Annotated in this window: 21 protein-coding genes; 15 read left to right on the top strand and 6 right to left on the bottom strand. The window is 72.4% G+C overall.

Annotation, left to right across the window (positions count from 1 at the left end; all coding sequences use genetic code 11):
• Positions 1–30: 30 nt before the first annotated feature.
• Together BJ999_RS35720 and BJ999_RS35725 are read right to left on the bottom strand one after the other, a co-directional pair.
• Positions 31–1,257, bottom strand: coding sequence for a PucR family transcriptional regulator (locus BJ999_RS35720; protein WP_229809987.1), 1,227 nt, complete (start codon positions 1,255–1,257; stop codon positions 31–33).
• Between the two features lie 145 nt (positions 1,258–1,402).
• Positions 1,403–2,014, bottom strand: coding sequence for a TetR/AcrR family transcriptional regulator (locus tag BJ999_RS35725; protein WP_179837345.1), 612 nt, complete (start codon positions 2,012–2,014; stop codon positions 1,403–1,405).
• Positions 2,015–2,211: 197 nt separating this feature from the next.
• Here BJ999_RS35725 and BJ999_RS35730 point away from each other — a divergent pair, with 197 nt between their 5' ends.
• Positions 2,212–3,375, top strand: coding sequence for a cytochrome P450 (locus BJ999_RS35730; protein ID WP_179837346.1), 1,164 nt, complete (start codon positions 2,212–2,214; stop codon positions 3,373–3,375).
• A gap of 35 nt (positions 3,376–3,410) precedes the next feature.
• Here BJ999_RS35730 and BJ999_RS35735 read toward each other — a convergent pair whose 3' ends face one another.
• Positions 3,411–3,959: a dihydrofolate reductase family protein gene (locus BJ999_RS35735; RefSeq protein WP_179837347.1), complete on the bottom strand. Its 549-nt coding sequence runs from the start codon at positions 3,957–3,959 to the stop codon at positions 3,411–3,413.
• A 137-nt stretch (positions 3,960–4,096) separates the two neighbouring features.
• Here BJ999_RS35735 and BJ999_RS35740 point away from each other — a divergent pair, with 137 nt between their 5' ends.
• The 3 genes from BJ999_RS35740 (at position 4,097) to BJ999_RS35750 (ending at position 8,757) form a co-directional block, all read left to right on the top strand.
• A complete protein-coding gene (locus BJ999_RS35740) occupies positions 4,097–6,772 on the top strand; it encodes an ATP-binding protein (RefSeq protein WP_179837348.1) in 2,676 nt (891 codons plus the stop codon).
• Between the two features lie 253 nt (positions 6,773–7,025).
• Positions 7,026–7,706, top strand: a complete 681-nt coding sequence (locus BJ999_RS35745; protein WP_179837349.1) for a GmrSD restriction endonuclease domain-containing protein — start codon at positions 7,026–7,028, stop codon at positions 7,704–7,706.
• Between the two features lie 187 nt (positions 7,707–7,893).
• Positions 7,894–8,757 carry a trypsin-like serine peptidase gene (locus BJ999_RS35750; protein WP_179837350.1) on the top strand — a complete coding sequence of 288 codons (864 nt, stop codon included), beginning with the start codon at positions 7,894–7,896 and terminating at the stop codon, positions 8,755–8,757.
• 66 nt (positions 8,758–8,823) lie between these two features.
• Here the strand turns inward: BJ999_RS35750 and galE are convergent, their stop codons facing one another.
• Positions 8,824–9,828, bottom strand: coding sequence for a UDP-glucose 4-epimerase GalE (gene galE, locus BJ999_RS35755; RefSeq protein ID WP_179837351.1), 1,005 nt, complete (start codon positions 9,826–9,828; stop codon positions 8,824–8,826).
• A gap of 263 nt (positions 9,829–10,091) precedes the next feature.
• Between galE and BJ999_RS35760 the strand changes: the two genes are divergently transcribed.
• The 7 genes from BJ999_RS35760 to BJ999_RS35790 all read left to right on the top strand — a co-directional run bounded on the left by BJ999_RS35760 (position 10,092) and on the right by BJ999_RS35790 (position 19,046).
• The gene (locus tag BJ999_RS35760; RefSeq protein ID WP_179837352.1) at positions 10,092–10,745 is read left to right on the top strand and encodes a response regulator; all 654 of its coding nucleotides are present in this window, start codon (positions 10,092–10,094) and stop codon (positions 10,743–10,745) included.
• Between the two features lie 109 nt (positions 10,746–10,854).
• Positions 10,855–12,216, top strand: coding sequence for a GumC domain-containing protein (locus BJ999_RS35765; RefSeq protein ID WP_179837353.1), 1,362 nt, complete (start codon positions 10,855–10,857; stop codon positions 12,214–12,216).
• 4 nt (positions 12,217–12,220) lie between these two features.
• Complete coding sequence (locus tag BJ999_RS35770; protein ID WP_179837354.1) at positions 12,221–13,366, top strand: DegT/DnrJ/EryC1/StrS family aminotransferase; 1,146 nt, start codon at positions 12,221–12,223, stop codon at positions 13,364–13,366.
• A gap of 67 nt (positions 13,367–13,433) precedes the next feature.
• Positions 13,434–14,654, top strand: a complete 1,221-nt coding sequence (locus BJ999_RS43840) for a glycosyltransferase (protein WP_179837355.1) — start codon at positions 13,434–13,436, stop codon at positions 14,652–14,654.
• Positions 14,651–17,347, top strand: a complete 2,697-nt coding sequence (locus BJ999_RS35780) for an O-antigen ligase family protein (RefSeq protein ID WP_179837356.1) — start codon at positions 14,651–14,653, stop codon at positions 17,345–17,347. The genes BJ999_RS43840 and BJ999_RS35780 overlap by 4 nt, the downstream gene beginning before the upstream one ends.
• A gap of 2 nt (positions 17,348–17,349) precedes the next feature.
• A complete protein-coding gene (locus BJ999_RS35785; RefSeq protein WP_179837357.1) occupies positions 17,350–18,099 on the top strand; it encodes a sugar transferase in 750 nt (249 codons plus the stop codon).
• Positions 18,100–18,125: 26 nt separating this feature from the next.
• Complete coding sequence (locus BJ999_RS35790; RefSeq protein ID WP_179837358.1) at positions 18,126–19,046, top strand: hypothetical protein; 921 nt, start codon at positions 18,126–18,128, stop codon at positions 19,044–19,046.
• A gap of 4 nt (positions 19,047–19,050) precedes the next feature.
• Here BJ999_RS35790 and BJ999_RS35795 read toward each other — a convergent pair whose 3' ends face one another.
• On the bottom strand, positions 19,051–19,203 hold the full coding sequence (locus BJ999_RS35795) for a hypothetical protein (protein WP_179837359.1): 153 nt from the start codon (positions 19,201–19,203) through the stop codon (positions 19,051–19,053).
• Positions 19,204–19,335: 132 nt separating this feature from the next.
• Positions 19,336–20,898 carry a Rieske 2Fe-2S domain-containing protein gene (locus BJ999_RS35800; RefSeq protein WP_218935393.1) on the bottom strand — a complete coding sequence of 521 codons (1,563 nt, stop codon included), beginning with the start codon at positions 20,896–20,898 and terminating at the stop codon, positions 19,336–19,338.
• A gap of 297 nt (positions 20,899–21,195) precedes the next feature.
• Between BJ999_RS35800 and BJ999_RS43845 the strand changes: the two genes are divergently transcribed.
• The 4 genes from BJ999_RS43845 (at position 21,196) to BJ999_RS35820 (ending at position 24,789) form a co-directional block, all read left to right on the top strand.
• Positions 21,196–22,005, top strand: coding sequence for a sensor histidine kinase (locus tag BJ999_RS43845; protein ID WP_179837360.1), 810 nt, complete (start codon positions 21,196–21,198; stop codon positions 22,003–22,005).
• Positions 22,002–22,649: a response regulator transcription factor gene (locus BJ999_RS35810; RefSeq protein ID WP_179837361.1), complete on the top strand. Its 648-nt coding sequence runs from the start codon at positions 22,002–22,004 to the stop codon at positions 22,647–22,649. Before BJ999_RS43845 ends, BJ999_RS35810 begins: the two co-directional genes overlap by 4 nt.
• 102 nt (positions 22,650–22,751) lie before the next feature.
• A complete protein-coding gene (locus BJ999_RS35815) occupies positions 22,752–23,624 on the top strand; it encodes a cytochrome P450 (protein WP_179837362.1) in 873 nt (290 codons plus the stop codon).
• Positions 23,625–23,655: 31 nt separating this feature from the next.
• The gene (locus tag BJ999_RS35820) at positions 23,656–24,789 is read left to right on the top strand and encodes an alpha/beta hydrolase (RefSeq protein ID WP_179837363.1); all 1,134 of its coding nucleotides are present in this window, start codon (positions 23,656–23,658) and stop codon (positions 24,787–24,789) included.
• Positions 24,790–24,809: the final 20 nt, after the last annotated feature.

The raw sequence follows: 24,809 nt of genomic DNA on the forward strand, positions 1-24,809 counted from the left end.
GCCCAAGCTAGGGGCTCGGACCGCGCCCGGTCAATCGCTTGATTGAGAGACCGCGGCGGCGGGTGCGGTGAGCCAGACGGTCAGCACCATCTCCAGCTCCAGCCGCAGCTCCGGCTCGTACATCCGCTCGCCGAAGAGTTCCTCCAGCTGGTGCAGCCGGTACCGGACGGTCTGCGGGTGGACGTGCAGGCGGTTCGCGACCTCGGTGGCGTTGAACCCGTTCTGCAGGCAGGCCAGCAGCGTCCGCATGAGCCGCTCGCGGTGCCGGGGCCGGACCTCCTTCAGCGGCGCGAGCCGCAGCTCGGCGACGGCGCGGACCAGCTCCTCGTCCTTGAAGACGACGAGCGCCGGCATGTGCTCTGCGCAGCGGACCAGCCGGTCGGACGGCAGGATGCCGCGGCGCGCGAGCGGCAGCGCCTCCCGCGCCCAGCGCAGCGACCTGGCCGCGTCCTCGGTGCGGACGGTCGGGCCGAGCGCGGCGACCCAGTCGCGCAGCGCCGACTCCAGCATCCGGCCGCGTCCCGGGCCCTCCGGGTCGGGCACGAGCAGGCAGGGTTCGCGGCGGTTGACGTCCGCGAGCACGTCGGGCGGGAGGGACGGGTGCGAGAAGGGCTGCCGCCCCCGCTCGTAGAGGACGACGGCGGCGACCGTGCGCGGGACGCGCCACTGGGCGAGGCGGGCCAGGTCGGCCACGGCCTGCGGGGCGGCGGGCGGTTCGGCGAGCAGCAGGTCGAGCAGCCGGCGGCGGCGGTGCTCCAGTTCGCCGGCCTCCTGCTCGCGGGCCTTGGTGTAGCCCTCGGTGGCGGCGCGGGCGATCTCGTCCAGGAACGCGAAGATCGCCTCGGCGATGCCGGCGAGGGTGCGGCGGGAGATGTCGTACCGCTCGGACTCGGCGGCGAGCCGGCGCCAGGCGACGCGGGCGCCGAGCCGCAGCGAGGTCTGCAGGATGTCCAGGTTGCGGCCCTCGCGCGCCTCCGCCCAGCCGATCTCCCGGTAGACGGCGGCGACCGGCTCCCAGGAGCTCTCCGGGTCCATGATGAGGTCGACGAACTGGCGCAGCGCGCCCTCGACGGCCAGCCGGACGAGCCGCGCGTACTCCTCGTCCTGCGGGCGGGAGTACTCGGGGATCCCGGCGAGGATCTCCTCGATCATCTCCTCGGCGAGGGCGTCCAGGTGGGGCCGGAACACGGTGGACAGCTCGCGGGGGACGCCGGCCCAGGGTTTCAGCGGCGAGCGCTGCTCAAGGCTCGTGGTCACCGTTGCACCTCCCGCTCCGGAAGCTACCGACGACCGGCCGGGCGGGCTGCACGACGCGTTACGCATTGCGCTGCGTCCCTTGTAAGCGAACTGACAAAAACCCGACGGGACGCCGGTCGCGGGGGCGTCCGCCCCGCCCGCCGGTTCAGCCCGGGGCGGGAGCGGCGAACGCGCCGGCCAGCACCAGCCGCCCGGCGGTGCGGACCATCGCGGCGACCTCCTCCGCCGGCTGGCGCAGCGACGCCAGGCTGATCAGCGCGGCGAGCAGGATGTGCGCGAGGACGATCTCGACGTCGTCCCGCTCGGGCACCGGGTCGCCGATCGCCGTCGAGAGCCGGTCGCGCAGGAACAGGAACAGCACGGTGCGGGCGTCGTCGACGCTGGAGTCGTCCGAGGTCACGGCCTGGATGATCGCCGACGTCAGGGTCGGCTCCGCCGCCGCGACGTGGACGATGCGCTCCAGCAGCGCGGTGAGCCGCTCCTGCGGGGTGTCGCCGACGGCGAGCGCGTCGATGTCGTCGGTGACGTGGTGCGCCCAGGTCGCCGCCACCTCGGTGAGCAGGTGGTCCTTGGTGGCGAAGTACCGGTAGACGGTCGCGCGGGCGACCCCGGCGCGGTCGGCCACGTCGTGCATGGTGACGGCCGGGTACCCGCCCTCCAGCGCGAGCTCGCGGGCCGAGTCGATCAGGCGCTCGCGGCGCGCCTGCTGATCCTTGCTCAGCGTCCGCGTGACGGTGAACCGCGCATCGCCGCTCAAATCGCACTGCCCTTCCGCATGGCCCGCCTCGCCGTGAACGTTTCCCATTCTTCCGTACATCGCCCCCGAATGCGTAAATCCCGGGCGTATGCCCCTTTACCGGCGACGCGTCCCCATTCACGATAGACCTACCGCTTGCTTGGGTGAGACGGTAGTCTGGATGCACGTCTCCCTCTCCGGCCCCGAGGAGCGAGCCCATGGCCATCGACCTTCTCGACGGCGAGATGTACGCCACCGACCCCTGGTCCGTCTACGCGAGGCTCCGCGCCGAGGCGCCCGTCTACCACGACGAGGAGAACGGCCTGTGGGGCGTCGCGCGGCACGCGGACGTCTTCGCCGTGGAGCGGAACCCCAAGGTGTGGACGAACGCGGGCGGGTACCGCCCGCAGTTGCCGTCCGACCCGTCGATGATCGGGCAGGACGATCCCGAGCACGCGCACCGGCGCCGCATGGTCTACCAGCGCTTCACCCCGCGCGGCGTCTCCGGCTACGCCGACCGCATCCGGGCCACCGCCGTCGACTGCATCACCACGGCCCTGGAGGCCGGCACCGTGGACGCCGTCCCGGCGCTGGCGGCGCCCCTGCCCGCCCGCGTCATCGGCTGGCTGCTCGGCTTCCCCGAGGACATGTGGCCGCGTCTCGTCCACTGGTCGGCGACGGCCGTGTACGCGGGCGGCGGGCTCCGCTACATCACCGACGACGCGACGATCGCCGCCGGGGAGTACGCGCTCGCGGTGCTGGAGATGGCCGAGGACCGCCGCGCCCGCCCGACCGACGACCTGCTGTCGGTCTGGTCGAACGCGGGCCCGGACCAGCCCGCCTACGACGACGAGCACCTGGCCCACGAGGCGCTGCTCCTGCTGGTCGGCGGCGCGGAGACGACCCGCACGGTCATAGCGACGGCCCTGGACGCCCTGATCCGGCACCCGGAGCAGTGGCGGAAGCTGCGCGACGACCCGTCCCTGATCCCGGACGCCGTCGAGGAGTTCGTCCGCTGGACGACCCCGATCCTCAACATGTGCCGGGTCGCCGCGACCGACGCCGAGATCGCCGGCGTGACGATCCCCGCGGGCGGCCAGATCCTGCTGATGTACGGCTCCGCCAACCGCGACGAGGCGGTGTTCGACGACCCGGACGTCTTCGACGTGACCCGCCGTCCGGGCGACCACATCGCCTTCGGCCTCGGCCCCCACTTCTGCCTGGGCGCCTCCCTCGCCCGCCTGGAACTCCAGATCTTCTTCGAGGAGTTCATAGCCCGCGTGGACACCGCCCAGTGGGCCGACGACGAGGGCCCCCGAATCCTCCGCAACGCCTTCGTCAGAGGTGTGACCGAGTTCCCGGTAGCCCTGACCCCCCGCTGACCGCTCGCCTCAGCGCCTCTTCCGTGCGCGCCGCTTCACCGAACGTGGTAGGAGAGGATCACGATGCCGTTGTCGAGCTTGGTCACGTCGTCGAGCTTGAGCTGCGTCAGAGGGCCGTCCCGGTACAGCAGGTCCTGCGGGCCGCCGCTGCCCACGAGCAGCGGGTGCACCCACAGCCTGAGCTCGTCCAGCAGCCCGTGGCCGAGCAGCGCGTGGGTGAGCTGACCGACGCCGTACTGCACGATGTTCTTGCCGGGCTTCGCCTTCAGGGCCTCGATGGCCACGATCGGATCATCGTCGATGACCTTCGTGTTGTGCCACTCCGGGTCCTTGAGCGTGGACGAGACGACGTACTTGTCCATGGTGTTGATGTGGTCGCTGACCGGGTCGCCGGACCGGGTCGGCCACACGGGTGCGAAGCCCTCGTACGTGCGCCTTCCCATGATCAGGGCGTCGCACGACAGAGCCAGTTCGGTCTGGATCTCGTCGCCGGCACCGCCGTCGGACCCGCTCGACGGCCACAGGTGCGGCTTCTCGACGACGCCGTCGGCCGAGATGTAGGTGGAGTTGATGATGCGTCGCATGGCGTGCCTCCTGATGGAGCGGTTCTGATGCACTGAGCCTCTCCAAGGCGGCGAAGGCCGACATCCGTGCTGACCACCGATCGACCACGGAACGACCCCGATGGCCCGGATGCGCCCGGTCGTACATCATGTGTGGGATGGGCTCGCTGCCATGGGACGACATCTCCGCTCGGGAAGCCGAGGTGCTGGCGGCCGTCCGCGTGCATCAGACCAACGCGCAGATCGCGAACCGGCTGCACATCTCGGTCCGCACGGTCGAGAGCCACGTGTCGGCACTGCTCCGCAAGAGCGGCGCATGCGATCGCCGCGAGCTGGCCGAGCTCGCGGGCCAGGCGGCGGACCTGGAGCCGCCGCCCGATGAGGCGACGCTGCCGGAGGCCAGGACCAGCTTCGTCGGCCGGGTCGGCGAGATCGAGGCGGCGCGGGCGGCGCTGTCGACCAGCCGGCTGGTGACCCTCACCGGTCCCGGCGGGGTGGGCAAGACCCGGCTCGCCCTCACCGCGGCGGGAGCCGTGGCCACCCGGTTCCCGGCGGGCGTGGTGTACGTCGACCTCGTGCCGGTGCCCGCCGGCCAGGTCGTGCCGGCCGTGGCGAGCGTGCTCGGCGTCACCGAACGCCCGCCGCGACCACTGCTCGACAGCGTCGCCGACCGGGTGCGCCGGCGGGCGATGCTGCTGGTCCTGGACAACTGCGAGCACGTGCTCGACGACGTCGGCGGGCTCGTCGAGACGCTGCTGCGGGCCGGCCGGCAGCTTCGCGTCCTCACGACCAGCCGGGAACGGCTCGGCGTGGCCGGCGAGGAGGCGCACGCGGTCCCGCCACTGCCTCTGGGGTCCGATGCCGAGGTCCTGTTCCACGACCGTGCTCGCGGTGTCGACCGCGCGTTCACGGCGGCACCGGCGCTGGTCACCGCGGCCTGTGCGCGGCTGGACGGGCTGCCGCTCGCCATCGAGCTCGCGGCCGCGCGAGCCGCCGCCATCGGGATCGACGGGCTGCTCACCGCGCTCCAGGACCAGCTGCAGGCGGTCGTCGGAGCGCGCGGGGGCGAAGCGCGGCACCACTCGTTGCGGGACGTCCTCGGCTGGAGCCATGACCTGCTCGACCCGGCGGAACGGGCGTTGTTCCGGCGGCTGTCGGTGTTCGCGGCCGGTTTCGACCTCGACGCGGCCGTGGCGGTCTCGCCCCGTGAGCGGCCGAGCACCGTGGCGCATCTGCTCGGCCGGCTGGTGGAGAAGAGCCTCGTGACACAGCAGCTCGGGGCCGGTCCGGGGAGCCGCTGGCGGCTGCTGGAGACGGTCCGGGCGTTCGCCGTGGAGCGTTTCAACGAGAGCGAAGGGCGCGAGGAGGTGCTGCACGCGCATCTGGAGTGGGCGGGCCGCATCGCGGTGGAGCTGGAAGGCCGACTCGATGAGAACGACTGGCCGGCGCGCTTCGACGAGGTCGTGGACGATCTGCGGGCCGCGTTCGCCAGGACCGAACCGGTGCCGGACCCCGTCGCGCACCGGCTGGGCCGGGCACTCGCCCGCCTCACGTTCGCGCGCGGCTCGTTCGTCGAGTCGCGCACGCACTACCGCGCCGCGGCCGAGCGCGCGACGACGGCGGACGCCGCGGTTCGGGACCTGCGCAGCGCTTCGGAGGCGGCGCAGTCGCTCGCGGACGGCGACGAGGCGTTCGACCTGCTGCTCGCCGGCCACGACCGCGCGGCCGACGAGCGTGACCGAGCCGTCATGCTGGCGTTGGCGGTGATCCTCGCGAACCGGTTCGCCGGCGACTTCCGCCATCCCGTTCCGGCGGCGCGCCGCGCGGAACTGCTGCGGCGGGCCGTCCGGACCCGGGACGACGACGACCTCGAACTCGGCGCGCTCCTGGCCGCCGCGCGAGCCTGGCAGGCCGGAGCGCCTCGGCTCGAACCCGACCGGGACCTGGCGGACGTGGCGATCCAGGCGGCGCACGAGACCGGCGACCCGATCCTGATCCAGGGCGCCCTCGACTGCGCCAACGTGGCGGCCGCGCGCCAGGGCAGGCTGCGCAAGGCGTACCGGATCGCACGCGAACGGCTGGACCTGCTGCCCGCGCTCGGAAGGCATCGGCCGGGCGAGGGCATCGAGAAGTTCGACCTGTTCCACTCCGTCTCGATGTGCGCGCTCGCGGTCGGCGACCTGCCCGGGGCGCTCGCGATCGCCGCGCGCGCCACCGAGGAGGACCCGGTCAACGGCGACTACCCGTTCGTGTCCCGCCTCAAGTTCCTGGCGCCGCTGACGCTGTCCGGCCGGTTCGACGAGGCGATCCAGCTCGGTGAGACGGCGTTCGCGGAGTGGCGCGAGGCGGGTTCCCCTTTGCTGGCCTGGCTTTCACCGTCGGTGGCGATGCTGGGGCTGGCGGCCGGTCTGCGCGGTGACGGCGACGGTGGCCGCTGGCGGGCGCGGACACTGGAGTTCGCCGGAGTCACCGAGCCGAGGCGGTCGCCGAGCCTCGCCGCGTGCACGGCCTTCGTCGAGGCCCGGCTCGCGGTGCACACGGGACGCACGACGGATGCCGCCCACCTGGTGCACAACGCGTTCGAGGAGTTCACAGAGCCCTGGTACCGGGCCTACGCGAACGCCGCGGGCGCGGAGTTGGCGGTGCTCGCCGGTCTCCCCGACGCCGACAAGCGGCTCGAACAGGCCGAGCGCATCGCCGGGGAGAACGACTGGGCGGCCGCTTGCGCGGCACGGGCCAGGGGACGGCTCACCGGCGACCGCGCCGCGATCCGCGAGTCCATCGCGATCTGGGACCGCATCGGCGCCCGATTCGAGCTCGCGTGCACCCGGTGACCCACCAGCCGTGACGCGGACAGCGAGCCTCACCGGAGCGAACCCGGTGGCTCGAACAGGTCTCGTCGTTCCGGTACCGCCGAGGCCACGGGCGGGGGCGCAGCCGGGGCCGACGGGGCCGGAGGCAGGGTGGGCGGATCTTTCCCGGTCGCGGGAATGATCTTCACTCGGGCATCGCCGCCGGTTGGCGTGGAGATCGTCACGCTGAGGTGATCACCGATCTTCGGTGGTCATCGATCGTGGGGAGAGATCCATGCGCCGCTGGCCGGCCACCGCCATCTGCACGTTCATCGCCACCTCCGCGTCGGCCGGCCTCCTGGTCGCGCCCGCCGCCGCGGACACCCCGCACCCGGACCGGCAGGCACGGCAGCGGGCCGTGCGGCTGTTGCCGCCGCCCCCTCCGGACGGGGCCACCGCCCGCGCCCATCTCGCCGAGCTCAGAACCGCGCCGGAGGGGTCCATGGAGGGGTACTCCCGTGGGCGGTTCCCCCACTGGGCCACGGTGGAGGGCACCTGCGACACCCGCGAGTCGGCCCTCAAGCGCGACGGTCAGGACGTGGTGACCGACGCCGCCTGCCGGGCCACCTCCGGCCGGTGGGAAAGCCCCTACGACGGGGGCGTGTGGACCGATCGCCAGGATCTCGACATCGACCACATGGTCCCCCTTGCCCAGGCCTGGCGTTCAGGGGCCAACGAGTGGACGACCGCCCGGCGCCGCCAGTTCGCCAATGATCTGGAGAGCAGCCAGCTGTGGACCGTCACCGACAACGTCAACCAGTCCAAGGGCGACAAGGACCCCGCCCTCTGGAAGCCGCCCCTGACCTCCTTCTACTGCACCTACGCCAGAAGCTGGGTCGACGTGAAGTGGCGGTACGCCCTGAACGCGGACGCGGCGGAGAAAAGCGCCCTGACCGACATGCTCACCACCTGCTGACCACCCGGCCGCACCACCACCTGGCCCGGATGTCGCCCAGCGCGAGCGCCGACCCGGGCGGGCGCGATCAGCCATAAATCAGTCGCAGCGAAGATACATCGACATGGAAGCTGATTTTGTCGGCCGTCCCCTTCTCTAGATTGACCCTCGTCCATCCGTGCACCCATTCACTAGTGCGGAGAATTGGATGAGAAAAGAATGCTTCGTCCGTAAATATCTCGATATAGGGGCGGCGCTGGTGCTCGCTCCCGTGCTCGCCACGGGGGTCGGGGCCGTCGGCGTCCCGTCCGCGAAGGCGGACGGGGTGCCGACCGCGCCCTCGCTCCGTGCAGGCGCACCCCACCGGGTGCTCCCGCGCAGCCCCAGCCGACCGCTGGACACCGCCCGTCTCGCGGCGGGCATCAATCCCACCGTGGGACGCCTGGAATACGACAATCCCGACACCCCCGGCAAAGTCGGCGTCTGCGCGGCGGCAGCCGTGAGAAGCAACAACAGGAACCTGATCGTCACCGCCGGCCACTGCATGTCCAAGGGCGGCGCGAACTTGAAGTACAAAAACGTCAAATTCTGGCCTGGCGCCACACAGAGCGACCCTGCGCCGTTCGGCGTCTTCGAAGCCTTCAGATCCAATGCCGTCCGGGCGTGGGGCGTCGAGGGAGACGAGCGCTACGACTTCGGCTTCGTGAATCTGAAGCCGAATTACAAGGGCCAACGGCTCGGCGACGTGGTCGGCGAGAACGGTCTTTCCGTCAACGAGTCCTACGTGGCTCAGCGGACCGTCATCTCCTACCCGGTTCCGCTGCGCATTCAGAAGGAGTGCTTCGGAGAGACGCGGCCCTTCCTGCCGGCGCCCGAGAGCAGGGTCAGGATCAACTGCGACTTCCCCAAGGGAAGCAGCGGCGGCCCGTGGCTGAAGGACTACGACGCGAGCACGCGCCTGGGCCTCATCAACGGCGTCATCAGCCACGTCGCCCGGGATGCCAGCTTCAATCTTTCCCCCTACTTCGACGACGCGATCTGGGAGCAGTATCAGCGCTCCGCCACCTACTGACTCCAAGGCCCGTCCGGTCGCCCCTGCGGAAGGTGTGGGGCGACCGGACGGACCGGCGGCGGTGGGTCAGGCTACGTCCGATCTCCTGCGGCGGTCGGCCCACTGGAGTGAGTGGCGGATGGCGTCCTCGATGGTGTACTCGGGCTTCCAGGCGAGCAGTTCCCATGCCTTGGCCGGGTCGACGTAGGCGCCGACGACGTCGCCGGGGCGGGCGGGGGCGTCCTCGGCCAGGAAGGAGTCGCCGACGACCTCGCGGAAGGCGGCGACGAGCTCGCGGACGGTGGTGCCGTCGCCGCTGCCGAGGTTGATCACCTCATAGCGGGCGTGGTCGCCGGCCGGCGGGATGATCGAGTCGAAGCGGGCCCCGGCCTCGTGGAAGGCGCGCGCGATGTCCCAGACGTGGATGTAGTCGCGGATCGCGGTGCCGTCGCGGGTCTCCCAGTCCACCCCGGTGATCTTGAAGGGGACGCCCAGCGAGTAGCACTCGATCATCTTGCCGAGGGCGTGGGTGGGCTTGCTGTTCTGCAGGCCGGTGCGGAGCCGCGGGTCGGCGCCGATCGGGTTGAGGTACCGCAGCGAGATGACGCGCAGCCCGTAGGCCTTGCAGAAGTCCTGCAGGAGCAGCTCCGCCATCATCTTCGAGCGGGTGTAGGGGTTCTGCGGTTCGAGCTCGGACGTCTCGGTCACCGACAGGTCGGCCTCGGGCCGGTACATCCCCGCGGTGGACGCGAAGATCATCCGATCGCAGCCGTTGCGGACCAGGTGGCCGGCGAGATCGAGGGTCTTGGACAGGTTGACCCGGTAGTAGCGCAGCGGGTCCGTCATCGAGTCGGGCACCACGATCAGCGCGGCGCAGTGCACGGTCAGGGCGATGTCGGGGTGGTCGCGGAAGATCTCGTCGACCAGGTCCCCGTCCCCGATGTCGCCCTGGTAGAAGACCTTGCCGGCGGCGAAGTCCCGCCGTCCGGTGATGAGGCTGTCGAGCACCACGGGGGTGTCCCCGCGCTCGGCGAAGGCGGAGGCGATCGTGCTGCCGATGAAGCCGGCTCCCCCTGTGATCAGCACTTTCATGTGGCATCCCTGCAGGCCAGTGCGTCCCCTGAAGTTCCAGCCACAGGATGGGCAGGCCGCCGCGGGCGGTCAATGTCTCGCGCTCGCGCTGACCGGGTCCGGACGGGCGTGAACCGGCCGGGCCCCGCCGCGTCCGCGCACGAGCCTTCCCCGGAGCCGTCGTCCCGCGAGGCCGCGAATCGGGCCCCCGGCAATCGGACGGCCGAAACGAAGTACAGCGTTTGCAGGATCCGCCGGGCCCGCGCAGCGGTCATCGTCGGTCCATGGAACCGATCCGTGTCCTCATCGTGGACGATCACGCGCTCTTCGCCGAGGCACTCGCGGCACGGCTGGGGCGCGAGCCCGATCTGGTGATCCTCCCGATCGCCGCCGACGTGCGGCGCGCACTGGCGCTGACCGCCGCCGAGCGCCCGCGGGTGCTCGTCCTCGACCTGACGCTGGACACCGAGAGCGGGTTGGACGTCCTGGAGCGGGTCCGCAAGCGGTACCCCCACGTCCGGGTCGTCATGCTGACCGCGATGAGCGACGTGGACGCGATGGTGCGGGCGGTCCGGACCGGTGCCGTGGGCTGGGTGGAGAAGACCGAGAGCGCCGACCTCGTCGCCCGGGTGATCCGGTCCGCGGCGCGGCAGGGCGGCTGGATCCCCCCGGACGTGCTCGGCGAGGTGCTGCGGAGGCTGACGCAGGGCGGCGGCGGCGGGCGGATCGCCGAGCTGACGCCGCGGGAGCGCGAGGTCCTGCAGTGCATGGTGGACGGTCTCGGCCGCGCGGAGATCGCCGAGCGGCTGGGCCTGTCGGCGAACACCGTCCGCACCCACACGCAGAACCTGCTGGCCAAGCTCGACCTGCACTCCGCCCTTGAGGCGATCACCCTCGCGATGCGCGCCGGCATGCGGCCCACCTCGGACGACTACTGAGCGTGGAGCGCCCTCTGGTGCAAACGGCGTAGAGCGGGGTCGTCTTTTGGGTGATTCCTCCGGCGGAACGGCTTCCTACGCTCGCCATGACGGAGCCGGAGGGAAGATCGTGGAGATCGACGAGGTCGCGGCGCGGGTGGTCCGGAGCTACTGGGCGCTCCTGCTGGTCATGACGGTTCTTCCCCTGGTGCTGGTGGGCCTGGCCATGAGCGGGCGGGAGCCGCCGTACACGGCCGGGACGCGGTTGCAGGCGAGCAGCAGGGCGACCGACGCGGCGCCCGGGGACGCGGGCGTGTCCATCGTGGTCAGCCAGGTGAAGGCGTTCGCGACCAGCGAGAACCTCCTCGGCGGGGTCCTGCGGCAGCAGCACCTCGACCGGTCGACGGTGAAGACGGCGAAGGCGATCGGGGTGACCGGGCTCGGGACGTCCACCGTGGTGGAGCTCTCGGTGAAGGACCGCGACCCGGACGTGGCGCGGCGGCTGGCCGACGCGATCGGCGCCGCGGTCGTCACGGAGATCAACGAGTCCAACCAGGGCTCGATCCGGCAGCAGATGGACGACATCGACAAGCGCGTCCGGACTCTGGAGAAGCGTCTCGGCCCGCTGTCGCGGCGGGCGGGCGCGCAGCCGAACCCCGATATCGGCGCCGCCAACGAGCGGGAGCGGGTGCAGGCGGAGCTCACGGACCTGAGGTCCAACCGGTCGGACCTGCAGACGCAGCTGTCGTCGGCCGGGACGGCGTCGGTGGTGCAGCCGGCGGTGCAGGCGCCCCGCACGAACCCGGTCGTGATGACGGCGGCCATCGCGGGCCTGGTCGGGCTGGTCGGCGGGATCCTGATCGCGGTGGTGACGGAAACGGCGCGTCCCACGATCCCGGGGCAGCGGCGGGTCGCGCGGCGGCTCGGGGTGCCGTTGCTCGGCTGGGTCGACCGGGGCCCCGAACAGCTCGCGGACCTCGGGCGGCGCGTCCAGCTCGCCGTGAAGAAGGAGGGGGTCGGACGGGTCGCGGTGGTCGGTGCGCCCGGCCCGCCGCCCCCCGGCGTGGTGTCCTCGATCGCGTCCGCCGTGTACGGGGACGGCACGAAGGTCGTCACGGCCCGCCCTGGAGACGACGACCCGGACGGCGACGGCGACGGCGGCGGCAAGGGCGGCCCGCCGCCCAACAGCAGCGGGTCCGGCGGAAGGAAGAGCGGCACGGCGGTGGCCCGTGCCGGCGGCGGCACCGCCGTGATGACGAAGAAGTCCGAGATATCGCCTTCGGAGATCGGTCAGGCGGTCCCGGCGCACCGGCTCTGCCATGTGCACGCGTTCGAGGAGATCGATCCGGGTTCGGACGACGCGGTCGGCGTGGTCGTGGTGGTCGGTCCGGTGACGAGGGCCGCGGGCCTGGAGACCGTCCGCGACCTGGTCGCCGCGTCCGGCTGGCCGCTGCTCGGCGTCGTCGCCGCATCCCGGAAGATCAAGGGGTGACCAGATGAGTTCGTCCGTTCCGTTCACGGTTCCGTCGGTGTCGGGTGAGGTGGCCGACGCCGTCGTCAAGGTGCTCGACTCGGGCTGGATCACGACGGGGCCGCAGACGGCCGCGTTCGAGCAGGAGTTCGCCGACCACCTGGGGGCCGCGCACGTCGTCGCGGTCTCCTCGTGCACGGCCGCGCTGGAGCTTTGCCTGCGCGCACTGGACCTCCCCCCGGGTTCGGCGGTGCTGACGCCGAGCCTGACGTTCTGCGGTGCGATCAACGCGATCCTGCACGCGGGGCACCGGCCCATGCTGGTCGACATCGACGAGGACACGCTGGTCCCGAGCCCCGGGACGGTCGGGGCGGCGGCCGGCCGCACCGTTCCCGCGGCGATGATCGTTCAGAACCAGGGCGGCTACCCGGTGGACGTCGCGGCGCTCGCCGCGGCGGCGGGCCTCGACCGGACGAAGGTCGTCGAGGACGCGGCCCACGGCCCCGGCGCCGGACGCGGCGGCAGACCGGTCGGGTCGGAGTCGTTCGCGGCGTGCTTCTCCTTCTACGCCACCAAGAACATGCCGATCGGCGAGGGCGGCGCGGTGGCGTCCAGCGACGGGGAGTTCGCCGACCGGGTCCGCGCGATGCGGATGCACGGGATGAGCAAGGACTCGTGGAAGCGGTACCTGCCCGGCGGCAGCTGGCGGTACGACGTGAAGACGGTAGGGCTGAAGGCCAACATGACCGACGTCCAGGCGGCGATCGGGCGGGCGCAGCTCGCGGCGCTGCCGGGCTGGCAGCGGGACCGCGTCGAGATCGCGGCACGCTACGACGCCGCGCTCGGGGCCCTGCCCGGCCTCGTCCTGCCCCAGCGGAACCTGGACGGCATCGGGCACGCCTGGCACCTCTACCAGGTCCGGGTGCCGGACCGGGACGCGATCAGCGCGGAGCTGGAGGCGGCGGGCGTCGCGACGTCCGTGCACTTCATCCCGGCGAACCAGATGACGGCCTACCAGCGGATCCTGGGCACTGAAGAATGCGGGCGCGTGCCGGTGACCGACCGGGTCGGCGAGGAGCTGCTGTCGCTGCCGCTCTATCCGGGGCTGTCGGCCGACGGCGTCGAACGCGTCGTCGCCGCCCTCTCCGCGGCGCTGCGGAACCGGAGCTGACCGTGCGAGGACTCCTGCCGCGACGACGCGGGGCGCGGCCCCTTCCCCATCGGTCTGCGAGGTGCGCGTGAGCACCCCACGCAAGCTCAGAGTCGCCACGGTGATCACCCGGTTCAACGGGGGCGCCGGCCAGGTCGCGCTGAACGGCGCGCTGGCGCTGCCGGACGGCGGCTACGAGCGCACGATCGTCACCGGCGGCGTCGGCATGGACAGCACGGCCTCCTCCACCGGCAACGGCGTCCTCTGCGGGGACGAGGCCGTCGCCAACGCCGCCGCCGGTGACCTCACCCGGCAGGCCCACGCGGCCGGAATGGAGATCGTCCAGGTGGGGCCGCTGGTGCCGCAGGTGTCGCCGCGCGACGACCTCGCCGCGCTGCGGACGCTGACCCGGGTCCTGGCGGAGGGACGGTACGACGTCGTCCACACCCACAGCGCGAAGGGCGGCGTGCTCGGACGGATCGCGGCGGCCCGCGCGGGCGTCCCCCGCATCGTCCACACCTGGCACGGATTCCCGTTCAACGAGTTCCAGTCACGGGCGCGGCGACACCTCTACATAGGCCTCGAACGGATCGCGGCCAGGCGCACCGACGCGTTCCTCGCGATCGGGTCGGAGACGGTGACGACGGCGCTGCGGCTCGGGCTGACCACGCCGGAGCGGGTCCGGCTGTCCTGGCCGGCCGTGGACGTGGACGCCTACGCGACCGCGCCCGGCTCCCGCGCGCAGGCCCGCCGCCGCCTCGGCCTGCCGCTCGGCGTGAAGGTCGTCGGGTCGGTCGGGCGGCTGACGTTCCAGAAGGGGCCGGAGATCTTCGCGAGGGCGATCGCCCGGCTGCCGGACGACGTGTTCGGCCTGTGGGTCGGCGGCGGCCCGATGGCGGACGAGGTGGACGGGCTCACCGCCAGGCTCGGCATCGGCGAGCGGATGCGCTGGCTCGGGCACCGCGGGGACGTCGCCGACGTGCTGCCCGCCTTCGACGTGATGGCGATGGCGAGCCGCTGGGAGGGGCTCCCCTGCGTGCTGGTCGAGGCGATCGGGGCGGGGATCCCGCTGGTCGCGACGGCCGTCCCGTCCAACCAGGACCTCGTGCTCGCCGGGGAGACCGGCATGCTCGTCCCGCCCGAGGAGCCGGACGGGCTCGCCGCCGCGGTGTCGGCGCTGCTGAACGACCCGTCCGCCGCCGCGCGGATGGCGGAGCGGGCCCGGGCCCGGGTCGGCGCATGGTTCTCGCCCGGGTACCTCGGGACCGTCCTGGACGAGACCTACCGAGGCGACTCCAGCCGCCCATGACCACGGTGATCGAGGCCCCGCCCGCCGCGCCGCCGCCGCTGAGGCGCCGCCCGAGGCCGGCGGCCGTCGTGCTGGTCGCGGGCATCGCCTCGCTGCCGATGCTGATGCCGGCCGGCCTCGCGCCGGGCCCCGGCAACACCGGGCTGCCCGACCTCGCGCTGGTCGGCCTCATCGCGACGACGCTGGTGTGGGCGGGCACCCGCGGGCTCCCGGTCCGGTGGCCGTTCCTCGTCCCGACCCTGATGACGATCATCGCGGGCGGGATCGCCGCCATCGTCAACGAGGCCGGCGCGCTGACCCTGATCAAGGACATGTTCGTGCTGCTGTGGGCGGTGGGGATCGCCAACCTCGGCCGCGACCCGGCGCTGCTGAGGGTCGCGCTCCGCGCGTTCGTCCGGATCGGGACGTGCTACGCCGCCGTCATGATCGTCGGCTTCGTGCTCGGCATCGAGGCGCTGTCCGGCAAGCAGATCGACGGCGAGCGCGCGATGTTCACGTTCGGCGACGCGAACTACGCGTCCAACTGGTTCATCTGCGTCTTCTTCGTCGCCCGCGCGACCCGTCACCCGGAGGCCCGGGGGAAGCGGTGGGCGGTCTGCGGGATCCTGCTCGCGGCCGAGCTCCTCACCGGCTCGAACGGCGGTCTGCTCGCGCTCTCCGTCGGGGTCCTGCTCGGCCACCTGTTCCGGCTGTTCCGCGAGGGCAGGGCGCACCACGCGATCGCCGTCGGCCTGTTCGCCGTGTTCGTGGGCGGGACCGGCGTCGCGGTCGTCACCCAGGTGGACATCCAGCCGTTCCTGGACCAGGCGAGCCAGGCGTCTCCGATCCTGCGCGACTCCATCGGGCGGACGACCGGGGAGAGCACGAACTCGCGCGGCACGGTCCTCTCCACCACCCTCCAGATGACCGGCGACCAGACGCACCCGTGGGGCATCGGGCCCGGCCAGACCGAGCGGCAGATGCTGGTGCGGCAGGAGACCTACGTCCGGGAGGCGCACAACGACTACGTCGCCGCGGTCCTGGAGCGCGGTTTCCTCGGGGGCGTCGCGCTCGTCGTGCTGGTCTTCGTCCTCCTGCTGAAGTGCGTGCGGATCGCCCGCCGGAACGCGCTGACCGGCGAGTACGCGCGGCTCGTCCCGCATCCCGAACTGTTCGGCGCGCTCGTCGCCGTCTTCCTCGTCTCCGGCCTCTTCTACGAGACGCTGCACTACCGCCACGGCTGGGCGATCTTCGGCCTGATCGCCGCGCTCGAACTCTTCGGACGCGGCGGTGACTCCCGCATCCGCCGTCGCGTCCGCCCGCAGGCGACCACGTCCGCCGTTCCATCGGCCGTGCGGCGCCCCCTGGCGAAACGGAACGGCGCGGCGGTCATCGCGCCGCCCTCCGGAGCCGGCCCACCGGAGCCCGGGGCCGAGGGCAGGACGAGGAGCGCGCGGCGCAGGCTGCTGGCACTGGTCGCGGGGAACGTGGCGGGGCGGGTCGGCGCACTCGCCTCGCTCGGCGTGGCGACGATCCTGGTGGCGCGGATCGGCGGGCCCGAACTCGTCGGCGCCTTCACGCTCGTCCGGATCCTGCCGGGGCTGCTGTGCCAGCTGTCCAGCGCCGGGCTGCCGGGCGCCGCGCCGTTCTTCCTCGCCCGGAGCGACTACGACCAGAGCCGGGTGCGGCCCACGCTGGCGTGGCTGACCGTGATCGGCGCGACCGTCTCCGCCGTCGGCTGGCTGGCGCTCAGCCCGCTGGTCTACCTGGTGTTCTTCAAGTCGTTCGGACTCTGGGTCGCGGTCGCCGCCGCAGCGCCGTCCTTCACGCAGGGCTTCGTCTCGGTCGGCAAGGGCCTGCTGCAGGGGACCGACGACCAGCCCGGCGCGAGCCTCGCCATCGCCGTCGAGGAGTTCGTGTTCCTGCCGATCTACCTCATGCTCCTCACCGGCTGGTACGGGCCCGGCGCTCTGATCAGCGGTCTGGTGCTCGCCGACGTCGCCGCCGCCGCCTGGATCGCGCGGCGGCTGGCGCGGCGCGGGTTCTTCGCAGGGTGGGGACGTCCCGACCGGCGGCTCGGCAGGTCCATCGCCGGGTACGGGCTCCGCGGCTACCTCGGCCAGCTCATCGACCTCCTGCAACTGCGGTTCGACATGGCGCTGCTCGGCGCGCTGGCCGGGCCGAAGGTCCTCGGCGTGTACACGGTCGCGAGCAAGTTCGCCGAGCTCGTGCAGCTTCCAGGGCTCGCGGTCAACTACATCCTGTATCCGGACTTCGCCAAGGACGACCGGGACACCGCGACCAGGCGGACGTCCCGCCTGATCCTGCCCGCGCTCGGCGTGTCGGCCCTGGCCGCGCTGCCGCTCGCCCTCATCGCCGGGACCGCGCTGCCCTGGATCTTCGGCGACGTGTTCGACGACGCGGTCGTGCCCACCTACATCCGGCTCGCCGGCGTCGTGACGTTCGGGGTCACCGGGCTCATCATGGCCTACCTGTACGGGGTCGGACGGCCGGGCGCCGCGTCCGCGGGGCAGGGCATCGGGCTCGCGGTCGTCGTCGTCCTCGGCGCGGTCCTGATCCCCGCGCACGGCGCGATCGGCGCCGCGGTCGCCACGTCCGTCTCCTTCGTCGCCACCACGGCGGCGCTGCTGGTCTGGTTCCGGCGCGCCGGGAAGACCGTGCCCGTGACCCCCGCACCCGAAGACAAGGGGTGATCATGTCCGAGTTCGCGAGCCGTCCCGTCGACACGTCCGACGGCGTTTCCCCGTCCACCGCGCGCCGGGTGCTGGACGTCGTAGGCGCGGTCGCCGGGCTGCTGCTCCTCAGCGTCCCGCTGTTGGGCATCTACCTGCTGGTACGGCTGTCCAGCCCGGGGCCGGGCGTGTTCCGGCAGACGCGGGTCGGGCAGGGCGGGCGGCCGTTCACCATGTACAAGTTCCGGACGATGAGGCAGGGCGTCGGCGGCCTCACCGTCACCGCCAACTGCGACCCGCGCCTGACGAGGACCGGAAAGATCCTGCGCCGGTGGTCGCTGGACGAGCTGCCCCAGCTGGTGAACGTCCTGCGCGGCCAGATGACCCTCGTCGGGCCGCGCCCGGAGACCTACGACCTCGCCGTCCACTACGACGGGCGGTGCCGCTGGATCTTCGACCACCGGCCCGGCCTGACGGGCGTGTCCGAAGTCCGGTTCCGCGACTTCGACGTGCTCGGCCCCGGCGAGGAGGTCGACCTCGCCGGCTACATCGACCGGATCGTCCCGGCGCGGGTCGCGGTCGACGCCGTCTACCTGCGGGACCCGTCGATGCGGGCCACGCTCGGCGCGCTCTGGGACACCGTCCGGCACATCCTCGGCTTCACGATCCCGCCCCTCCGGGTGGACGCCGCCGGGGCCGTCCACCAGACCACCGTCGAGGGGGCGCGGGAGCAGCCGGTGCGCACCGCCGAGGAGCCCGGCTCCGCAGCCTGACCATCGCCTTCGGGGAGTGACGCGGGATGGACGTCCAGGACGCCCGATTCAAGATCGCGGCGACCGCCGCGGCGGTCGTGCTCGCGGCCGGATTCCTTCTCCTCCTGCAGAACCGGACGTCCGCCCAGCGGCCGTACCGGGGGCCGGCCGCCACGCCGGGGACGCCCGCCACCGAGCCCGGGAAGACCCGCCGGATCGCCTTGAACACCGGGCCGTCCGACTATCCGCGGCTCCGGGCGCTCGGCTACGACCTGGTGGACGTCAAGGCGGACCCGGCGCTCGTCGCCGGGGTCCCCGCCGGCATGCAGGCGCTGCTCTGGGTCGGCAACTTCACCTGCGGCGACTTCGAGCTCGGCTGGGAGGCGTTCGAGCGGGCCGTCCAGCGGTTCGGGCGCGACCCGAAGGTGTACGGGTGGTACCTGTCGGACGAGCCGAACACCGGCGACTGCCCGGAGGTCGCCGGCGAGATCCGCCGCCGCGCCCGGCACATCGAGCGGAACGCACCCGGGCAGATCTCGTTCATCTCGCTGACGGACTGGCCGATGAGGGCGCTCACGCCGCGGCGCGTCGGCGTCGATCTGGTCGGCCTGGACCCCTACCCCTGCAAGGGTTCGCCGGAGACCCGGGAGCACTGCGACATCGGGGCGATCGACCGGATGGTCCGGATGGCCGACGCCGCCGGCATCCCGCGCGCCAAGGTCGCGCCCGTCCTGCAGACGTTCGGGCAGAGCTGCACCAAGGGCGACAAGCAGTACTGGATGCCGACACGCGCCCAGTTCCGTACGATCCTCGCGCGCTGGGACCGGCTCGCGCCGCGGCCGCCGCTGGAGATCTCCTACTCCTGGGGACGCCAGGAGGAGTGGGCCTGCCCCACCCTCGCGGACGCCTCCGGCGGCGCCCACCCCGACCTGCAGAGCCTCATGAGGGCCCGCAACACGGCGCGCTGAGAGGTCAGCGTCCGCCGGGCTGGTCGGCCACGGCCGGATGCCGCGACTTCGACGGGACCGGGAACTCCAGCGACCCGAGCCTCAGGGCCAGGACCTCCATCACACCGACGGCCAGAATCAACGCGACGGCCATCAGGCCGAGCTTCCTGCGGTTCAACCGCGCACCCCTTTTAAACCCCCGGACAAGCAGGCAAAAAACTTAACACGCCATGATCTAAAACCCGTTCCGGATTCGCCTGTTTCTCACCCTTTGTAACGCCTTTGTGATCCTGTGCAGCCTGCGTCGCCGTCAGAGCGGTCGGCTGGTGAGGTTGGCGGCGCGGGCGTTGAGGCACTCGCCGGTGGCGAGGTCGAAGGCGAAGTTGTGGGCCAGGCAGTGGATCCGCCCGTCCCGGACGACCGCGCCGACCGCCAGGTCCTCCCCGGCGTGCGGGCAGTAGCGCGGAATGTCGTAGCGGGCGCCGCCGTCCGCGACGATGATGCGCTCGCTCTCGTCCCGTCCGGTCTCGTACGCCTCGACGGCGTTCAGCGCCGGCGCGTTCGCGTGCTTGAGCAGTCCGACCAGATGGTCGTTGTAGACGTCGGGGTCGCGGTAGAGGCTGAGCCGGAACGAGATGAGCAGGTCCTCCCACGCCATCCGGCCGGTGAGCACGCCGTCCAGCCATCGGGCCGCGGTGCTGATCCGGTAGTGCGGGCGGACGTCCGGGGACGCCTGCGCCACCGTGAGGCCGTCCGGTGAGAAGTCGACGTCCCAGACGCCGCCGTTCGGACCGGTGACCTCGAACCGGACGATCATCGCGATCCGCCGGAGGAAGTAGTCGCTGAGCCCGCCGAGGTGCGCGAAGTGGGCGGTGAACCGGTCGAACAGGTCCGGGCCGGGCTCCGGGTGGCCCGCCAGCACGGCGGCGATGGCGTCGGCCCGGTCGGCGGCGTACCGCCTGAGGTAGTCGCCCCGGCCGGCGTCGGCGAAGGAGAACTCCGCCGAGACCGGGTCGCGGGTGATCTCCCCGGTGTCCAGGTCGACGGCGTCGCCCGGTTTGAAGCACTCCCAGCGCTGCCGCGGCAGATGCTCGCGCAGCCAGGCGGTGGCCGCCTCCGGGTCGCAGAACGCGCCGTCCGCCTGGTCGAGCACCCTGTTGAGATGGTCGACCTCGGCGTCCAGGAAGCACGGCGGCCCGGCGAACGGGGCCGCCAGCACGGGCTCGGTCTGCCGGACGAGCCGCTGCGTCGCGCGCAGCTTGGAGACGCGCTTGGCCATCGAGACCTCGGCCATCTCGGCGGCGGAGTACTCGTAGCAGATCGGGTGCCAGGACGCCCCGGACGTCTGCAGCGCCATCAGGTCGAGCCGGCCGCCCGCCATGTGCTTGGCCCGGCGGGCCTGCGCGGCGGTGAGCCGGGCGTCGTTGCAGTGCAGGATCCCGCGACCGTCCGCCACGATCAGAAAGGCGGCGTCGTGGCACATGGGCGACAGTTCGGGAATGACGGTGATCCAAGAGCCACGATTGTCCAGCGCGAATTTCTCCCACGGCTGGATTTCGATGACCTGGCGCCCGCCCGCGGCGGCCGCGATACGTTCCCGGAAGGCGGGTCCGGGGTAACACGGAATGAGGATCCGGGTTCGCGCGGGAAGTCGCTCGATGACCCACGGGTCGAAATGGTCGAGATGCTCGTGCGAGACCGCCACCCAGTCGGCGTCGAGCAACGGAGCGAGATCCAGGTGATCGTTTCTCGGGTACTGGTGCCAGGCGCCGAGAAAGGCCCCGGTCGGAGCGAACCACGGGTCCGCGAGCAGATGGAACGCGGCCGCGTCCACCGACACCCCCGCATGTCCGATAAATGTGACAGTCGGCATGTCCAGACTGTCGCTCCCCGGCCCCGCCGGCACACCCGCCGGAGTGCGTAAAGCGACTACGCCCTCGACATGAAAGGGATATGCGCACAGTCTGGATATGTCCAGCAAGACGCCCCAAAAAAAGATCGAGTTTACACTCCCTACGGAATGACCACTTCCGGACATAAGGGATATATCGCTGCCGGTCTGCTGGACATCCGCAGGGCGGCCGGGCGATGGTCGACACGGGTGCAGGAATAGCGGACGGTGGTCGTCATGAACAACGGGGGGCCTCGGTTTTCCCGAGCGGACACTCCCGTGGGCGCGAGGACGCTCGCGGGGACGGGCGTCCGGGAGGGCAGACACCACGACCGCCGTGACCGGACGGGGACGTCCGACCGCGGCGGGCAGGCGCTGTGGCGGCGGCGGCTGCGGCACGACATCCGGCACGAACTCGGCACGATCATCATGCTGGCCTCGGCCGTCGCCGTCGCGGAGGACGTCGGCGACACCAGCCGGGCCCGCATCGACCAGCTGCTCGGCGAGACCCGGTGGCTCGACCACCTGCTGCGCCGGCTCGACGAGGACGACGACCATCCGACGCCCGCCCCGGAACGGATCCGGGTGGACGACCTCACCGCCGAGGTCGTCACCGGCATGCGGCTCGTCACCCCGCACGAGATACGCCTCACCACCGGTGAGGCGTGGGCGCACATGGACCCGGTCGCCTTGTGGCGCGCGGTCCGGAACGTCCTCGAGAACGCGTGCCGCCTCGCGGAGGGACGCGTGGACGTGCACGTCGAGGCCGCGCAGGGCCGGCTCGTCATCCAGGTCGACGACGATGGCCCCGGGTTCGGCGCGGGCTGGGGGACACCGGAGGGGCGGCGCCCGGCCCGGCCCGGCCTGGCGTCGCTGGGACTCGGCATCGTCCACGACCTCATCTCCGGGTACGGCGGCACCCTGGAGATCCGCACCTGCGAGATGGGCGGGGCGCGCGTCCGCATGCTGCTGCCGGCGGCGCCGCCCCCGGAGGACCGCCCGGCGGGCGCCCTCGCCGACGCCTACCCCGACGCGCGTCCCGACGCGCGTCCCGACGCGCACTCCGACGACTGGCGGCCGTACCCATGAGGATGGTCATCTGCGACGACCACGCGGTCTTCGCCGAATCCCTGTCCCTGGTGCTGACGAACGCCGGGCACAGCGTCGTGGAGGTCACCTACTCCCCCGCCGAGGCGCTGCCCGTGCTCCGGGCCAGGCGGCCCGACCTCTGCCTCATCGACCTGCAGTTCCCGTCCGGCACCGCGCTCGAATGGATGCCGCGGTTGCGCGGCTCGTCCCCGCGGACGAGGTTCGTCGTGCTGACCGGATTCCTGGAGCGGCCGGTGCTGGAGGCGGGCCTCGCGGCCGGCGTCCGCGGGTTCGCGCACAAGGGGCAGCAGGCCGGCGACATCCTCGCCGTGCTGCGCCGCGTCGCGGACGACGAGATCGTCGTCGACCAGGAGATCCGCCGGGGCGACGGACGGCGGCGCGACCAGGCGCGGAAGTTCGCACGGTTCCTCACGCCCCGGGAACGCGAGGTGCTGACGCGGCTGGCACGCGGCGAGTCCACCCAGATGCTCGCCAAGGCGATGGGGGTGACGCGCAGCACGGCGCGCAGCCACGTCCAGAGCGTGCTGAGCAAGCTGGGGGTGCACTCGCAGCGGGAGGCGGTGATCGAAGCCGCCCGGCACGGCCTGGTCAGCGTGGAGACCGGAGAGTGGCTCGCGGGATAGCCGGCGCGCGGTTTCGGCGGGATCCCCTGCGGGGACGGCCGAATCTGGCCCTTCAGGGTGCGACCGTAACGCGTTAGCGTCTGCCTGGTAGAGGAGGTTCCCATGCCTCAACGGCGAGGCACGCCGCCCATCTCCGACGCGGGGGTCCTCGACTGCCCGGACGCCTACGTGCGCGGGGTCCCCTACGACAGGCTCGAAAGGCTCCGGACGCGGACGCCGGTGGTGTGGCTGGACGGGCGCACGGCGGGACGGCCGGGCGCCTGGGCCGTGCTGCGCCACCGCGACGTCCGGCATGCGCTCGCGCACCCCGAGTTGTTCTCGCCGCAGGTGGACGGCGTCGTGCACGGGCCGCTGAGCGGGGACGAGCCGCCGGGCGAGGCCGCGCTGATCGACATGGATCCGCCGGCGGAGGCGATGCTCGCGCGGATCCCGTCGCGGGAGAAGGTCGACTTCGTCCGCGAGGTCGCCCGCGACCTTCCCGAGACGCTGCGCAACACCCTCGCCGGCGGCCTGCACGCGCTGCTGCGCCACCCCGCCGAGTACGTCCGGCTCCGCGAGGGGCGGCGCGACGATGCGCTCATCGACAGCGCGGTCGAGGAGATGCTGCGCTGGTGGACGCCGGTGCTGCACGTCCGGCGCACCGTCCGGCGCGGCACGGTCATGGGCGATGTGCCGCTGCTCGCGGGCGAGGAGGTCATGCTGTGGCTGGTCTCCGCGAACCACGACGACGGGGTGTTCCCCGAGCCGGGGCGCTTCGTCCCCGACCGGTTCCTCGGGGACGCCCCGCCCCATCTGTGCTTCGGGTTCGGTCACCGCGCCTGCCTGGGCGCGCAGCTCGCGCGGGTGCATCTGCGCGCGCTGCTCGTCGCCCTGCTCGAACGTCCCGGCCTGCCGCGGTCGGCGGGCGAGCCGGTGATGCTGCGGTCGAGCGCCCGGCACGGGTTCGCGCACCTGCCCGTCCGCTGGGTCCGCTGAACCTTCTCCGCCCCTCGGGCGTAGTAGGTGCGTGGGACTCACGAGCCCGGGGACGCTGAGCCTGCTCATCCTGCTGGCCTTCGGCTGCATGGCCGCGACCGTGCGGGCCTGGCCGCGTGCCGCGGCGCCCGGGCACCGGGCCGTGGGAGCCCGCGCGCTGATGCTGGTGGGCTGCCAGTCGTCCGTCCTGCTCACGCTGGTGGCGGCCCTGAACGCGCACTACCTGTTCTACGGGTCGTGGACGGACCTGCTGAGCGCCGCCGGCGGAGGCGCCCAGGCGCACCGCCCGGCCGGAGGGAACGCGGCCGCCGCGACCCGGGTCGTGCGGACGGTGCAGGCCGGCCTCGACCCGGGACCGCGCGCCGAGCACGTCCCGGCGAAGGACGGCCAGGTCGAGCGCCTCGACATCCGCGGCGTCCGGACGGGCCTGGCCTCGCAGGCGTACGTGTACCTGCCGCCGCAGTACTTCCAGCGCGCCTCCGCCGCCCGCCGCTTCCCGGTCGTGATCCTGCTGGCCGGGTACCCGGCGGCGGACCGGCTCGTGTGGATCCGTCAGGGTCACGTGCCCGAGGACGCCGCGCGGGCGCAGGCACGGGGGCGGATCCAGCCGATGATCTACGTGATGATGCGGCCGACCGTGGTGCGGGGCTGGGACACCGAGTGCGCCGACGTGCCCGGCGGACCCCAGGTCGAGACGTTCTTCGCCCAGGACGTCCCCGAGGCGGTCGCCGGGACCTACCGCGTGCCGCGGGACCGGAGCGGATGGGCGCTCGCCGGGTACTCCACCGGCGGGTTCTGCGCCGCGAAGCTGGCGATGCTCCACTCCGACCGGTTCTCCGCCGCCGTCAGCATGGCCGGGCACTTCGACGCGCTGATGGACCCGACGACCCGCGACCTGTACGGCGGGAGCAGGGCCGTGCGGAGGAGCGACGACCTGGTCTGGCGGCTACGGAACCTTCCGGCGCCGCCGGTGTCGATCCTGGTGGCGTCGGCGGACGTCGGCGAGAAGACGTTCCCGTCGGCGCAGAGGTTCATGCGGGCCGCGCGTCCTCCGCTGGTCGTGGACAAGGTGCTGCTGCGCAGCGGCGGACACAACTTCAAGACGTTCCGCAAGTACATCCCGCCGTCCGTCCGGTGGCTGAGCGCGCGGCTGCGGGGCGAGTGACATGGAACCGGTGCGCTGAC

Source organism: Actinomadura citrea (assembly GCF_013409045.1).
GTDB lineage: Bacteria > Actinomycetota > Actinomycetes > Streptosporangiales > Streptosporangiaceae > Spirillospora > Spirillospora citrea.

Excerpts from the sequence above, each read along its gene's own strand:
- BJ999_RS35740 (WP_179837348.1), top strand. The coding sequence starts at position 4,097 with ATGGGCTCGCTGCCATGGGACGACATCTCCGCTCGGGAAGCCGAGGTG.
- BJ999_RS35770 (WP_179837354.1), top strand. The coding sequence starts at position 12,221 with ATGAGTTCGTCCGTTCCGTTCACGGTTCCGTCGGTGTCGGGTGAGGTG.
- BJ999_RS35745 (WP_179837349.1), top strand. The coding sequence starts at position 7,026 with ATGCGCCGCTGGCCGGCCACCGCCATCTGCACGTTCATCGCCACCTCC.
- BJ999_RS35810 (WP_179837361.1), top strand. The coding sequence starts at position 22,002 with ATGAGGATGGTCATCTGCGACGACCACGCGGTCTTCGCCGAATCCCTG.
- BJ999_RS35785 (WP_179837357.1), top strand. The coding sequence starts at position 17,350 with ATGTCCGAGTTCGCGAGCCGTCCCGTCGACACGTCCGACGGCGTTTCC.
- BJ999_RS35780 (WP_179837356.1), top strand. The coding sequence starts at position 14,651 with ATGACCACGGTGATCGAGGCCCCGCCCGCCGCGCCGCCGCCGCTGAGG.
- BJ999_RS35800 (WP_218935393.1), bottom strand. The coding sequence starts at position 20,898 with ATGCCGACTGTCACATTTATCGGACATGCGGGGGTGTCGGTGGACGCG.
- galE (WP_179837351.1), bottom strand. The coding sequence starts at position 9,828 with ATGAAAGTGCTGATCACAGGGGGAGCCGGCTTCATCGGCAGCACGATC.
- BJ999_RS35730 (WP_179837346.1), top strand. The coding sequence starts at position 2,212 with ATGGCCATCGACCTTCTCGACGGCGAGATGTACGCCACCGACCCCTGG.
- BJ999_RS35790 (WP_179837358.1), top strand. The coding sequence starts at position 18,126 with ATGGACGTCCAGGACGCCCGATTCAAGATCGCGGCGACCGCCGCGGCG.
- BJ999_RS35750 (WP_179837350.1), top strand. The coding sequence starts at position 7,894 with ATGAGAAAAGAATGCTTCGTCCGTAAATATCTCGATATAGGGGCGGCG.
- BJ999_RS35815 (WP_179837362.1), top strand. The coding sequence starts at position 22,752 with ATGCCTCAACGGCGAGGCACGCCGCCCATCTCCGACGCGGGGGTCCTC.
- BJ999_RS35760 (WP_179837352.1), top strand. The coding sequence starts at position 10,092 with ATGGAACCGATCCGTGTCCTCATCGTGGACGATCACGCGCTCTTCGCC.
- BJ999_RS35735 (WP_179837347.1), bottom strand. The coding sequence starts at position 3,959 with ATGCGACGCATCATCAACTCCACCTACATCTCGGCCGACGGCGTCGTC.